The organism is Stenotrophomonas sp. 78350_Sma, from assembly GCF_056482105.1.
The window spans coordinates 705819-719183 of sequence record NZ_CM151182.1 but is presented as its reverse complement, the minus strand read 5'-3'; the positions used below and the strand labels follow the sequence as shown (position 1 = coordinate 719183).

12 protein-coding genes and 1 other RNA gene are annotated in these 13365 nt (G+C 67.4%); 2 read left to right on the top strand and 11 right to left on the bottom strand.

Annotated elements, in window-relative coordinates; translation table 11 throughout:
* Nucleotides 1–22 precede the first annotated feature (22 nt).
* Genes murG through ACZK4H_RS03100 form a run of 9 tightly spaced genes read right to left on the bottom strand, consistent with a single transcriptional unit; the run spans nucleotide 23 to nucleotide 9885 of the window.
* Nucleotides 23–1111: an undecaprenyldiphospho-muramoylpentapeptide beta-N-acetylglucosaminyltransferase gene (murG, locus tag ACZK4H_RS03140; protein WP_099553607.1), complete on the bottom strand. Its 1089-nt coding sequence runs from the start codon at nucleotides 1109–1111 to the stop codon at nucleotides 23–25.
* Nucleotides 1108–2427 (bottom strand): putative lipid II flippase FtsW, encoded by a 1320-nt coding sequence (gene ftsW / locus ACZK4H_RS03135; RefSeq protein ID WP_099553605.1) that lies wholly within the window; start codon nucleotides 2425–2427, stop codon nucleotides 1108–1110. Before ftsW ends, murG begins: the two co-directional genes overlap by 4 nt.
* 1 nt (nucleotide 2428) lies before the next feature.
* The gene (mraY, locus tag ACZK4H_RS03130) at nucleotides 2429–3514 is read right to left on the bottom strand and encodes a phospho-N-acetylmuramoyl-pentapeptide-transferase (RefSeq protein ID WP_010481929.1); all 1086 of its coding nucleotides are present in this window, start codon (nucleotides 3512–3514) and stop codon (nucleotides 2429–2431) included.
* Nucleotides 3504–4898 (bottom strand): UDP-N-acetylmuramoyl-tripeptide--D-alanyl-D-alanine ligase, encoded by a 1395-nt coding sequence (locus ACZK4H_RS03125; protein ID WP_099553602.1) that lies wholly within the window; start codon nucleotides 4896–4898, stop codon nucleotides 3504–3506. The genes mraY and ACZK4H_RS03125 overlap by 11 nt, the downstream gene beginning before the upstream one ends.
* On the bottom strand, nucleotides 4895–6403 hold the full coding sequence (locus ACZK4H_RS03120; protein ID WP_099553600.1) for a UDP-N-acetylmuramoyl-L-alanyl-D-glutamate--2,6-diaminopimelate ligase: 1509 nt from the start codon (nucleotides 6401–6403) through the stop codon (nucleotides 4895–4897). The genes ACZK4H_RS03125 and ACZK4H_RS03120 overlap by 4 nt, the downstream gene beginning before the upstream one ends.
* Complete coding sequence (locus tag ACZK4H_RS03115) at nucleotides 6400–8244, bottom strand: peptidoglycan D,D-transpeptidase FtsI family protein (RefSeq protein WP_099553598.1); 1845 nt, start codon at nucleotides 8242–8244, stop codon at nucleotides 6400–6402. The genes ACZK4H_RS03120 and ACZK4H_RS03115 overlap by 4 nt, the downstream gene beginning before the upstream one ends.
* Complete coding sequence (ftsL, locus tag ACZK4H_RS03110) at nucleotides 8241–8504, bottom strand: cell division protein FtsL (protein WP_005412242.1); 264 nt, start codon at nucleotides 8502–8504, stop codon at nucleotides 8241–8243. Before ftsL ends, ACZK4H_RS03115 begins: the two co-directional genes overlap by 4 nt.
* Entirely contained in the window at nucleotides 8501–9469 is a 969-nt protein-coding gene (gene rsmH / locus ACZK4H_RS03105; protein ID WP_010481940.1) for a 16S rRNA (cytosine(1402)-N(4))-methyltransferase RsmH, read from the bottom strand. The genes ftsL and rsmH overlap by 4 nt, the downstream gene beginning before the upstream one ends.
* Nucleotides 9470–9483: 14 nt before the next feature.
* The gene (locus ACZK4H_RS03100) at nucleotides 9484–9885 is read right to left on the bottom strand and encodes a division/cell wall cluster transcriptional repressor MraZ (RefSeq protein ID WP_008266948.1); all 402 of its coding nucleotides are present in this window, start codon (nucleotides 9883–9885) and stop codon (nucleotides 9484–9486) included.
* Nucleotides 9886–10253: 368 nt separating this feature from the next.
* Here ACZK4H_RS03100 and ACZK4H_RS03095 point away from each other — a divergent pair, with 368 nt between their 5' ends.
* A complete protein-coding gene (locus ACZK4H_RS03095; RefSeq protein ID WP_099553698.1) occupies nucleotides 10254–11042 on the top strand; it encodes an NRDE family protein in 789 nt (262 codons plus the stop codon).
* A 306-nt stretch (nucleotides 11043–11348) separates the two neighbouring features.
* Nucleotides 11349–11828, top strand: coding sequence for a DM13 domain-containing protein (locus tag ACZK4H_RS03090; protein WP_099553596.1), 480 nt, complete (start codon nucleotides 11349–11351; stop codon nucleotides 11826–11828).
* A gap of 123 nt (nucleotides 11829–11951) precedes the next feature.
* Here the strand turns inward: ACZK4H_RS03090 and rnpB are convergent.
* An RNA gene (rnpB, locus tag ACZK4H_RS03085) (RNase P RNA component class A) lies at nucleotides 11952–12303 on the bottom strand.
* A gap of 171 nt (nucleotides 12304–12474) precedes the next feature.
* On the bottom strand, nucleotides 12475–13293 hold the full coding sequence (gene rsmI / locus ACZK4H_RS03080; RefSeq protein ID WP_099553595.1) for a 16S rRNA (cytidine(1402)-2'-O)-methyltransferase: 819 nt from the start codon (nucleotides 13291–13293) through the stop codon (nucleotides 12475–12477).
* Nucleotides 13294–13365: the final 72 nt, after the last annotated feature.

Sequence of the window (13365 nt, the reverse complement as noted above, 5' to 3'; positions counted from 1 at the left end):
CAGGCGCGGTGGCATGCCTTCTTCATACAGCTTCCTCGAGAATGATATCGGCGATGCGCTCGGCGGCATCGACCTTGGCCAGGGCACGCGCGGCTTGCGCCATCTGCATGCGGCGGGCGGGATTTTCGAACAGATCGCGCAGCAGTGCGGCAATGCCGTCGGCCAGCGTTCCGTCCTGCTTCAGCAAAACCGCCGCGCCGCGCTCGACCAGATACTCCGCATTGCGGGTCTGGTGATCGTCGACGGCAGCGGGGAATGGCACCAGCACGCTGCCGACACCGACCGCGCACAGCTCGGCCAGGGTCGACGCACCGGCACGGCACACCACCAGATCGGCCCAGGCGAACGCCTCGGCCATGTCGGCGATGAACGGGGTGATCTCCGCCTGCACGCCGGCCTTGGCATACGCCTCGACCGCTTCGGCGTGCAGTTTTTCGCCGCTCTGGTGGCGCACCTGCACCGGCACTGCAGCGCCCAGCGCAGCGATGGCCTGCGGCACGCCGGTGTTGAGCGCGCGTGCGCCCTGGCTGCCACCGACCACCAGCACCCGCAGCGGGCCGTGGCGGTCGGCGAAGCGCTGTTCCGGCGGTGCGATGGCGGCGATCTCCGCACGCACCGGATTGCCGACGAACTCCTCGCGCGCGGCGAAGGTGCCCGGGAACCCGGTCAGCAGGCGGCGCGCATAGCGCGACAGGATGCGATTGGTCAGGCCCGGTGCGCGGTTCTGCTCATGCACGATCAGCGGCAGGCCATGCAGGCGCGTGGCCATGCCACCCGGGCCGGAGGCGAATCCACCGAAGGCCACGACCGCACGCGGCTGGCGCTTGCGGATGATCATGCCGGCCGCACGCAGCGCGCGCATCAGTCGCCACGGCGCAGCCAGCAACGCCAGCTTGCCCTTGCCGCGCAGGCCGGTGATGGCCAGCGTGTCGATCGCGATGTCGTGCTGCGGCACCAGGCGGGTTTCCATCGCACCTTCGGCGCCCATCCAGGTCACCGGCACGCCACGCTCGCGCAGCACGCGGGCCACGGCCAGGCCGGGGAAGATATGACCGCCGGTACCACCGGCCAGGATCATCACCGGGCGTGCAGTGTCATGGGCTGCGCTCATGACAGCCTCCCGAAGGTCGGTTCGATGCGCGACTGCAGGCGGCTGGTGCCACGCGCAGCGTTCGGCACAGTGGCAGCCACCGGCTCGGCGCTCATCGGTACGCTGGCGGCCACCGGCGCGGCCGGCTCGTCGCTCGACTCGGCAGCAACGTCTTCGGCGCCACCGATACGCACGGCCTGGCGGCGCTCGGCGCGCTTGAGTTCATAGGACACGCGCAGCAGCAGGCCCATCGCCACGCAGGTCATCAGCACCGACGAACCGCCGGAGGAGATCAGCGGCAGCGTCAGGCCCTTGGTCGGCAGGATGCCCAGGTTGACGCCGATCGAGACGAAGGTCTGCATGCTGATCCACAGGCCGATGCCGAAAGCGATGTAGCCGGAGAAGTGGCGCTTCATTTCCACGCAGCGCATGCCCAGCCAGAAGGTGCGGCCGACCAGCAGCGCGTACAGGGCCACGATCACGCAGGTGCCCAGGAAGCCGAACTCCTCGGCGGTCACCGAGAAGATGAAGTCGGTGTGCGCTTCGGGCAGGTAGTACAGCTTCTGCACCGAATTGCCCAGGCCGACACCGGTCCACTCGCCACGGCCCACCGCCATCAGCGCGTTGGACAGCTGGTAGCCGTCGCCCTGCTGGTCGGCCCACGGGTCCAGGAACGAGGTGATGCGGCGCATGCGGTACGGCTCGATGATCGCCAGCGCGCTCATGCCGACCAGGCCGATGATCACCGGCATCGACATGCGCGGCATGTTCACCCCGCCCAGCACCAGCATGCCGGCGGTGATCGCCAGCAGCAGGGTGGACGAACCGAAGTCCGGCTGCAGCAGCAGCAGCACCACCAGCGCACCGGCCACGCCCAGCGGCTTGAGCATCGCCGGCCAGGTCGCGTTGACCTCGTCGCGGAAACGCACCAGGTAGCTGGACAGCCACACGATGTAGAGCACCTTTACCGCTTCGACCGTCTGGAACTTGGAGATGCCCAGGTTGATCCAGCGGCGCGCGCCGTTGACGGTGCTGCCCAGGCCCGGCGTGAACACCGCCAGCAGCAGCACGAAGCAGCCCAGCAGCAGCATCTGGTTGTACTGCTCGATCGACTTCAGCTCGGTGCGCGCGGCAATCACCGCCAGCACGATGCCGACCGCCAGGAAGATCAGGTGGCGGTTGAGGTAGTAGAACGGACTGCTCATCAGTGCGATCGAGCTGGACGCCACCATCACCACGCCCACGCCGGTGAGCGCGATGATCGCGCCCAGCAGCCACTTGTCGTAGCTGCCTTCGATGGCTTCAAGGCGTGTTGCCTGGCGGGACAGGTCGTTCATCTCAGCGCACCTTCAACGTGGCCAGGCCGATCAGCACGAGCACGACGGAGATGATCCAGAAGCGCACGATCACGCGCGGCTCGGGCCAGCCCTTCAGTTCGAAATGGTGGTGGATCGGCGCCATGCGGAACACGCGCTTGCCGGTCAGCTTGAACGAGGCGACCTGGATCATCACCGACAGCGTTTCGATGACGAACACGCCGCCCATGATCACCAGCACCAGTTCCTGGCGGGTAATCACCGCGATCGTGCCCAGCACCGCGCCCAGCGCCAGCGCACCGATGTCGCCCATGAACACCATGGCCGGATAGGTGTTGAACCACAGGAAGCCGAGGCCCGCGCCGGCGATGGCCGCACAGATGATGACCAGCTCGCCGGCGCCCGGAATCTGCGGGATCTGCAGGTAGTTGGCGAACACCACGTTGCCCGAGGCGTAAGCGAACACACCCAGCGCGCAGGCCACCAGCACGGTCGGCATGATCGCCAGGCCGTCCAGGCCGTCGGTCAGGTTCACCGCGTTGGAGAAGCCGACGATCCAGAAGTAGGCGATGGCCACGAAACCGATGCCGGCCAGCGGCAGCGCGATCGACTTGAACATCGGGATGTAGAAGGTCAGCGCGGCCGGCACGTCGGCCGTGTAGAACAGGAACAGGCCCGCGGCCAGGCCGAAGATCGACTGCAGCAGGTACTTCCAGCGCGACTTCAGGCCGTTCGGGTCGCGGCGGACGATCTTGATCCAGTCGTCATACCAGCCGATGGCGCCGAAGCACAGCATCACCGCCAGCACCAGCCACACGTAGCGGTTGCGCAGGTCGGCCCACATCAGCACCGACAGGGTGATGGTGAGCAGGATCAGCGAACCGCCCATGGTCGGCGTACCGGCCTTGGAGAAATGGGTCTGCGGACCGTCCTTGCGGATCGGCTGGCCGCCCTTGAACTGGGCAAGCTTGCGGATCATCGCCGGGCCGAGCCACAGCGACAGGAACAGGGCCGTCAGCGCGGCAAGGATGGCGCGGAACGTCTGGTAGTTGAACAGCCCGAACAGGCTCTCCAACTGCTGCAACCATCGAGCCAGTTCATACAACATGCGGGGATTCCTCTCCTTGCGCCAGCAGCGCTTTGACGATCAGGTCCATGGCACTGCCACGGGAACCCTTGACCAGGCAGCGCACACCAGCGTGCAACTCATCCTGCAGCGCCTGTGACAGCGCACCATGGGTAGCGAAATGGCGACCGCCTTCGCCGAAGGCGGCCGCAGCGGCGGCACTGAGCGGACCCAGCGCATACAGCCGCTTCAGGCCGGCAGCACGTGCGCGGATGCCGGCCTGCGCATGCAGCGCTTCGGCGTCCGGGCCCAGTTCGCGCATGTCGCCCAGCACCAGCCAGCCCTCTTCCGGCGCTGCGGCCAGGGCGTCGATGGCCGCCGCCAGCGAGCCGGGATTGGCGTTGTAGCTGTCATCCACCAGCACCGCGCCGTTGCGCAGCTGATGGGCGATCTGGCGGCCCGGCACCGGCTGCGCTTCGGCCAGGCCGGCAGCGATCAGCGCCAGGTCGACGCCCGCGGCCAGCGCCAGGCTGGCTGCGGCCAGCGCATTGCTGACGTTGTGGCGACCCGGCAGGCCGAGCACCACGCGTGCTTCGCCGGCTGGCGAAACCAGGGTGAACTGGGTGCCCTGCGCGCCGGCGCGGATGTCGCGCGCGGTCACGTCGGCGGTATGTTCCAGGCCGTAGCGCAGCACGCGGCAACGCGGCGGGGTGCCGACGAAGTGCTGTTCGAACCAGCGGCCGTAGGCATCGTCGACATTGATCACCGCCACGCCATCGGCCGGCAGCGCGGCATAGATCGCGCCCTTGGTCACTGCCACGCCGAGCAGGCTACCCATGCGTTCCAGGTGTGCCGGGGCGATGTTGTTGACCAGCGCATAGCGCGGGCGGGCGATGTCGGTCAGGTAGGCAATGTCACCGGGCTTGCCGGCGCCCATCTCGTAGACGGCGTAGTCGGCATCTTCCGGCGCATCGATCACCGCCAGCGGCAGGCCGATCTCGTTGTTGCGGTTGCCCGGGTTGGCGTAGACCACCTTGTGCGCGTGCCGTGCCACCTGCTGCAGGATCGACAGCAGCAGGCTCTTCACGCTGGTCTTGCCGTTGCTGCCGGTGATCGCAAACACCTCGGTGCCGCGGTCGCGCTGCATGCCGGTGGCGACCTTCGCCAGCGCCAGTTCGCTGTCAGCCACCAGCACCTGCGGCAGTTCGATCGGCAGCAGGCGCTCGACCAGCAGCGCACTGGCACCGCGCGCCAGCGCATCTGCGGCGAAATCATGGCCATCGAAACGCTCGCCACGCAGCGCCACGTACAGGCTGCCCGGGCCGAGGCTGCGGGTGTCATTGCTGACCGCATCGATGGCCACGTCATCGCCGTGGATCTCGCCGCCGGCCCAGTGTGCGATCAGCGAAAGCAGGGTGCGCTTCATGCGGCGCCCTCCCCAGCCTGGGCCGCTAGAACACCGGCCTTGGCTGCCAGTGCAGCGGCAGCCACTTCGGTGTCGTCGAAGTCATGGCGCACGCCGTTCACTTCCTGGTACGGCTCGTGGCCCTTGCCAGCGATCAGGATGATGTCGCCGGCAGCGGCACGCTTCACCGCCAGGCCGATCGCACGCGCGCGGCTGCGCTGCACGGTCACGGCGGAGGCATCGGTGAAGCCGGCCAGGATGTCGGCCACGATCACATCGCCATCCTCGCCACGCGGGTTGTCGTCGGTGACGATGACCTGGTTGGCCAGACGCTCGGCGATGGCGGCCATCTGCGGGCGCTTGCCGGTATCACGTTCGCCACCGCAGCCGAACACGCAGAACAGCGTGCCCTGCAGATGGCCGTGCAGGCTGTCCAGCGCCTGTTCCAGCGCGTCCGGGGTGTGTGCGTAGTCGACCACCACGGTCGGCAGGCCGTCTTCGCCACCGAGGCGGTTCATGCGGCCACGGATCGGCTGCAGCGCCGACAGCACCTCGGCGATGCGCGGCAGCGGCTGGCCCTGCGCATGCAGGGTGCCGGCCACGGCCAGCAGGTTGTCCACGTTGAAGCGGCCCAGCAGCGGCGACTGCACCGCCGCGCGCTGGCCGTCGATGACCAGGTCGAACGCAATACCACGGCCGTCCAGCTGCAGCGCTTCGGCGCGCACACTGGCATCGGTGGCACCGCGCGAGCTCAGGCCGATCGGCTGCACGCCCGCCGGCAGGCCGGCGAACAGCTGGCGGCCGAAGGCGTCGTCAAGATTGATCACCGCGGACTTCAGGCCCGGACGATGGAACAGCCGCGCCTTGGCCGCGCCGTAGCTGGCCATGTCACCGTGGTAGTCCAGATGGTCGCGGGTGAGATTGGTGAACACCGCCACGTCGTAGTGCACGGCATCCACACGGCCCTGGTCCAGCGCGTGCGAGCTGACTTCCATCGCCACCGCGCGCGCACCGGCGTCGCGCAGCTGCGCCAGCAGCGCATGCATCTGCAGCACCAGCGGCGTGGTGAAACCGGTCGGTTCAACCGCACCATAAAGTCCGGCGCCCAACGTGCCGATACTGCCACTGGGCGTTCCGAGCAGGTGCCAGGCCTGGGCCAGCAGCTGCACGGTGGAGGTCTTGCCGTTGGTACCGGTGACACCGACCATCGCCATCGCCCGCGACGGTGCGCCATGGAACTGGTCGGCCATCGCACCCATGCGCGCGCGCAGGCCCGGCACGGCGATCGCATCGGTCGGGGCCGGCAGCTCGGCAGGTGCCGGCGGTTCGAACAGGATGACGCCGGCGCCGGCCGCACGGGCCTGCTCGACAAACCCCAGGCCATGCGCGCCGAAACCGGCAATGGCGACGAAGGCATTGCCGGGGCGCACGGCGCGGCTGTCCAGCACCAGGCCGGTCAGAACGGGGTCGTGCCCTGCAAGAGCGACGTCCGGAAGCAACTGCGAAAGCAACATCGAAGGACTCATTGCGTGCCTCCCATAGCGGGCGGCGTCTGGGCGTGCGCGCTGGGCAGCGCAGCATCGAATTCAGCGGCGGCATCGGCCGGCAGCGCGGCCTCGGCCGGGGGCGCGGGCAGGATCGAGGCCGAGTGGCCGACCTTGCCGGACTGTTGTGCGGCCAGCCACGACTGCAGGTCGTCCAGCGGCACGTCCATCAGGCGCAGGGTGCCTTCCATCACGTTGTGGTAGACCGGCGCCGACACCAGGCCGCCGTAGAACTTGCCGGCCTGCGGGTCGTTGATGACGATGACGGTGGCGAAGCGCGGGTTGGTGGCCGGCACTACGCCGGCGAACAGCGCGTTGTAATGGCCGCGCTCGTAACCGCCGGGGCCGGTCTTGCGCGCGGTACCGGTCTTGCCGGCCACGCGGTAACCCAGCACCGCTGCCTGCTTGGCGCCGCCCTGGGTCACCACCGTTTCCATCATCGCCACCACCTGCCTGGCGACGCTCTCATCGATGATCTGATGCGCTTCGTTGCGCTGGCCTTTGACGAAGGTCGGCGCGATCAGCTTGCCGCCATTGGCTAGCGCCGAGTAGGCGGTGGCGATCTGCAGCGGCGTCACGTTCAGGCCGTAGCCGTAGGACATGGTGGTCTTGGTGGCGCCGTCCCAGTTGGCCGGGCGCCGCACCACGCCACCGGATTCACCCGGGAAGCCGCTATGCGGCACCGAGCCGTAGCCGAAGCGGCGCACCCCATCGTAGAACACCTGGTCCGGCATCTTTGCCGCAACCTTGGCCGCGCCGATGTTGGAACTGCGGGTGATCACACCGGTCACGTTCAACACGCCGTTGTTGCGCGGCACGTCGCGGATGGTGAAGCGGGCCACCTGCATGTAGCCCGGGTTGGTGTCGATGATGGTGTCCTTGGTCACCGCACCGGCCTGCAGCGCGGTAGCGATGGTCAACGGCTTCATCGTCGAACCCGGCTCGACCAGATCGGTCACCGCACGGTTGCGGCGCGCATCGGGCAGCGCGCCGGTCAGCGAATTCGGGTTGTAGGTCGGCAGGTTGACCATGGCCAGGATCTCGCCGGTGGTCACGTCCATGATCACCATCGAACCGCCGGCCGCCTTGTTGGCCACCAGCGCGTTGCGCAGTTCCTTGAACGCCAGGTACTGGATGCGGCGGTCGATGCTGAGGGTCAGGTCCTTGCCCGGTTCGGCGGCGCGCAGCAGATCGCTTTCGACGGTTTCGCCCTTGCGGTTGCGGATCACCCGCTTGGCACCGGCCTTGCCGCGCAGCCATTCGTCGAACGCCAGTTCCAGGCCTTCCTGGCCACGGTCGTCGATGTTGGTGAAGCCCAGCACGTGCGCCATCGCCTCACCCTGCGGGTAGAAGCGGCGGAACTCGCGCTGCGCGGCCACGCCCGGAATCTTCAGCGCGACCACCTTCTCTGCCTCGTCCGGATTGATCCGGCGACGCAGGTACATGAATTCCTTGTCCGACTTCTGCGACAGGCGGCTGCTCAGCTCGTCCACCGACATGCCGACCGCCTGGGCCAGCTCCGGGATGCGCTCGGGCGAACGCAGCAGGTCCTGCGGGTTGACCCAGATCGAGGCGACCGGCGTGGACACCGCCAGCGGTTCGCCGTTGCGGTCGGTGATCATGCCGCGCGAGGTCTTGATCGGCAGTTCGCGCAGGTAACGGGCCTCGCCCTGGCGCTGGTAGAAATCGCTGTTGATGATCTGCACGTAGGCGGCGCGACCGACCAGCGACACCGAGCACAGGCCAAGCGCCAGCGCGACCCAGCGCAGGCGCTGGCGCAGGTTGAAGGCGTTGCGCGGGCGGTTGCGGCCGGTCTTGCTCATGGCCGCACCACCACGATGTCAGCAGCCTCGGGGAACTTCATGCCGAGCTTTTCGCGGGCGATGCGATCGACACGGTTGGCTTCGGCCAGGGTCGCCTGCTCGAGCTGCAGGCGGCCGAATTCGAGGTTGATGTCATCGCGCTTGCGCTCGGCGCGCGACAGCTCGATGAACGTCTGCCGGTGACGGTGACGCACGAACACGACGCCGATCGCCGAGGCCACGGTGGAGGCCAACAGGATGATCAGCAGCAGCCGGCTCATGCATCGGCCTCCCGCTTCTGGGCCACGCGCAGCACGGCGCTGCGGGCGCGCGGGTTGGCCGCCAGCTCTTCGTCGGTGGCCTTGATGGCGCCACCGATCAGGTCCAGCGTCGGCACGAACGCGACCGCCTCGGGCAGGCGGCGGTTGGCCGGCGGCGCCTTGGCCAGGCGGTTCATGTACTGCTTGACGATGCGGTCTTCCAGCGAATGGAAGCTGATCACCGCCAGCCGGCCACCGGGCTTGAGCCGCTCTACCGCCGCGTCGAGCCCGGCTTCCAGATCGGCCAGCTCGCGGTTGATGTGGATGCGGATGGCCTGGAAGCTGCGCGTGGCCGGGTGGATCTTGTCCTTTCCACGCGGCATCACCGAGGCGATCAGCTCGGCCAGTTCGGCGGTGCGGGTGAACGGCTGCTTCTCGCGGCGGGCCACGATGGCACGGGCGATGCGGCGGCTCTGGCGCTCTTCGCCATAGGTCCACAGCACATCGGCGATCTCGCGGTCTTCGACGCGGTTGATCCACTGCGCGGCGCTTTCACCGCTGTCCGGGTCCATGCGCATGTCCAGCGGGCCGTCCTTGCCGAAGCTGAAACCCCGCTCGGCCACGTCCAGCTGCGGCGAAGACACGCCCAGGTCGAACAGCACGCCGTCCAGGCCTTCAGCCGTCGCATCCCACTGCAGCAGCTGGGCGAAGCTGCCACGGAAGATGGACACGCGCGGGTCCGGCGCGAAATCGCGCTCGGCAACGGCGATGGCTTCCGGATCCTTGTCCATGACCAGCAGGCGCCCCTCGGGACCGAGCTGGGTGAGCACGCCACGTGCATGACCGCCACGACCGAACGTGCCATCCAGATAACGTCCGTTTTCGATCACCCTCAGGCCTTCAATGACCTGGGTGTACAGGACCGGCAGGTGCACCGCCGGCGACTGCGACACCGGAAGGTGACCGGCCTGCGCTTCTGGGCGCATCCGGGCACCCCGGCTCACAACTTCAGGTCGAGCAACCCATCACCCAGATCCTCGTCAGACAACGTCTGCTGGATCAGGGCCCGATGCGCCTGCTCGCTCCACAATTCGAACTTGTCGCCCATACCGAGCAATACCGCCTTCTTTTCAATGCCCACCGCACCGCGGTGGCTGGCGGGGATGCTGATGCGACCGTTGCCGTCCAGTTCCAGATGGGCGGCCGAGCCGACCAGCTTCTGCTGCAACAGGCGCACGACGCGCTGGGTGTTGGGCTTGGACATGACGTCGTCGCGGACCCGCTCCCATTCCGACTCTGCATACAGCCACAGGCAGCCGGCTTCGAACGGGTTGTAGGTCAATACGAGACGGTTGTTGCTGGCGCGCGCGACGAGGTCGCGGTAAGCGGTGGGAACCGCCATGCGCCCTTTATCGTCAACTGTGATGGCCGTCTCGCCCTGGAACACGACGCGTGCACCTATCCTTCGCCCGGTGAAACATTGAACCACGAAAACCCACAAAACACCCGGATTTCCCTCTGATGCCCACCTTAGCAGCGGCCGAAGGGTTGTCAACAACTTTTCAGCGGGGAAATCGCCAGCCGCATCAATGGCTTGCAACAACCTTTAGAGAATTGTTCAAGGCTTATCCACAAGTTGCTGATCCGTCTCAATTTTTGAGATTGAACGGAAGTTCAGGGCTGTAGACAGGGCGTGAAACATCGCCCGCGCATTCATCCGGAACCGGCCGGAAACACCGCCGGACTGCGCAAACCATGCACAATGAGGCCATGTGCCTGCTCGCTCTTGGCTGGATGCACCACCCGCGCTGGCGGCTGGTGATGACCGGCAACCGTGATGAGTTCCACGCCCGCCCGACGGCGGCGCTGGCCCCCTGGCAAGATGAGACCTCCGTCATCGGGGGACGCGACCTGCGCTCCGGCGGTGGCTGGGCCGGTGTCGGTGCCGGCGGCCGCATGGCCGTGGTCACCAATGTCCGCGATCCGCTGGCCGCACAGACCGGCCCGTCCCGGGGGGCGCTGGTGGCCGACTTCCTGCGCGGCCGCGACCCGGCCGCCGTGCATATCGACCGGCTGGCGACCGTGGCGGGCGCGTATGCGCCCTTCAACCTGCTGCTGGCCGACGGCCACAGCCTGGAGTTCCTGGGCAACCACCCCGCCGAGCGGCAGAGCCTGGGCCCCGGCGTGCATGGCATGTCCAACGGCGCACTGGACGCGCCGTGGCCGAAGACCCGGCGGCTGATGGCTGCCCTTGAAACCTGGCTGCAGGAAGATGGGGTCAGATCCCTTTCGCAAAGCGAAAGGGATCTGACCCCAGACCTGACCCCGCTCTGGAACGCCCTCGCCGACGAACATCGCCCCGCCGACAGCGACCTACCCGACACCGGCATCGGCCTGGAACGCGAGCGCTGGCTGAGCCCGGCCTTCATCCGCGGCGACGACTACGGCACCCGCGCCAGCACCGTGCTGTTGATCGACGCCGATGGCCACGGCGAAATCCACGAGCGCCGCTTTGGCCCGCAGGGCGCAGCCAACGGACAGAGCCACGTCATTTTCTGACCCGGTCATGCTGGCCGCTGCCCGGAATCCCTTTCCAGCGGGGTAGTGCCGGCCGCTGTCCGGCAACTTCCGGATCTTCGGGCAAGCCACGCAGCGGCCGGCACTACCCGCTCCAGGACTGCCAACGGCGTCATTCAGCTTCCCGACGCAGCGCCTTTCCGCCCGCACCACAGGGCCTGCGCTGCTGCGGCCACCCCACTGTGCCCTTTTTGCGTCTGGCACTGTGTCTATAAATGCCGCCCCCAACCTCCCAAAGTGGTCGTGCCCGGCACCAGGCCGCGCGATCCACATCCACATGGAGGCCCCATGCGCCGCACCCTCATCCTGCTCGCCACCCACCTGCTCACCCTCGGCCTGGGCTTCGGCCTGGGCATCTACCTGCTGCCAATCCTGATCGCTCCCGATGACCCGCCGGTGGCGCAGGTGCAGGCCGCGATGAACGACGCCACCTACCACGCCACCTTCCGCCGTGACCTCAAAGGCAGCGACGCGGTGCACTGGGCCGACGGCAAGGTCAGCGTCAGCGCACGCCAGGTCGCGTTCGACGGAAAGATGGGACCGGGGCCGGACTACAAGGTCTACCTGGTCCGCGACTTCGTCGACAACAAGGCCGATTTCCTGAAGATCAAGGCGCAGGCCCAGCGCATCGGCGAGGTGAAGACCTTCAACCGTTTCCTGGTGGACGTGCCTGAAAGCGTCAACGTGGACGACTACAGCACCGTCGTGGTGTGGTGCGAACGCTTCGAGCAGTTCATTTCCGCCGGGCAGTACCGCACGCCGGGCTGAGGCCGGACATCATCCCGGTAGTGCCGGCCGCTGGCCGGCAACAGCACGATGCGTCTGCTGGTGAGGAGGTTGCCGGCCAGCGGCCGGCACTACCGATGCGCGGTTCATGCATATGGAAGAAGGAGGCGGAGCCGGCCGATAAGCCGGGTTCTGTCGTGGACAGTCATTCCTCTAGGCGTTACGTCACCGCAACGCTCAAGCAACCTACCCGGATCCAACGCGGGCCGCGCCAAAGGATCCCTATTTGGTCTTGCTCCAGGTGGGGTTTGCCGTGCCGGTCTGTTGCCAGACTCGCGGTGCGCTCTTACCGCACCATTTCACCCTTACCGGCCTTCCGAAGAAGACGTAGGCGGTATCTTTCTGTTGCACTTTCCGTCGGCTTGCGCCGCCCAGGCGTTACCTGGCACCTTGCCCTATGGAGCCCGGACTTTCCTCGGCACCCCCGAAGGGATGACGCGACTGTCTGGCCGGCTCCGCCAGCGCACATTCTAGCCTACGCACGCTCGTCCTGCCGTGCTGATCGCGGCGTCCGGTTCATCCATCCACGCAGGGCGTGGATCTACTGGAGGTCTAACCCATCCACGCATGGCGTGGATCTACCGATTCCGCCGCTTTGGTGAGTGCGGACCTTGGTCCGCACGATCCATCAACTGCCGTACAACGCCTTGCGCGGTGCGCCGGTCAGCTCGGCCGCCAGCTTGGCCGCGGTCGACGGCGGCAGGTGTTCGCTCAGCTTGGCATACACACGGCGGCCATGCGCCAGCTGCGCTTGCTCATCGTCGCCGGCGCCCTGCACCATCACCACGAACTCGCCCTTGCGCTGGTTCTCGTCGGCTTCCACCTTGGCCAGCAGGCCGGCCAGGTCGCCATCGAGCACGGTCTCGAACAGCTTGGTCAGTTCGCGCGCCAGTACTGCCGGGCGCTCGCCGCCGAAGATCGCCGCCATGTCCGCCAGCGACTCGGCGATGCGATGCGAGGATTCATAGAACACCATCGTGCGTACTTCACCGGCCAGCGCCTGCAGACGGTCGCGGCGGCCGCTGGCCTTGGCCGGCAGGAAACCCTCGAAGCTGAAGCGGTCACTGGGCAGGCCGGCCACGCTCAACGCGGCGATGGCGGCACAGGCGCCAGGAATCGGGCTGACCTTGATGCCGGCCGCGCGCGCGGCGCGCACCAGGCGGAAACCGGGGTCACTGACCAGCGGGGTGCCGGCATCGCTGACCAGCGCCAGCGATTCGCCAGCCTGCAGGCGCGACACCAGGCGCTGAGCCAGGGCTTCTTCGTTGTGTTCATGCAGGGCCACCAGCGGTTGCTGGATGCCGAAATGCGACAACAGCTGACCGCTGCGGCGGGTGTCCTCGGCACAGATGGCCGCCACCGACCGCAGCACCTCCTGCGCGCGCGGGCTCAGATCGGCCAGGTTGCCGATCGGGGTGGCGACGACGTACAGGGTTGGGACACTCATTTCAGCGGTACTCACGGGGCAAGGGTAGAATCGTAGCGTGTACCCGGCCAAGGCCGCTGCCCTCATCGCATG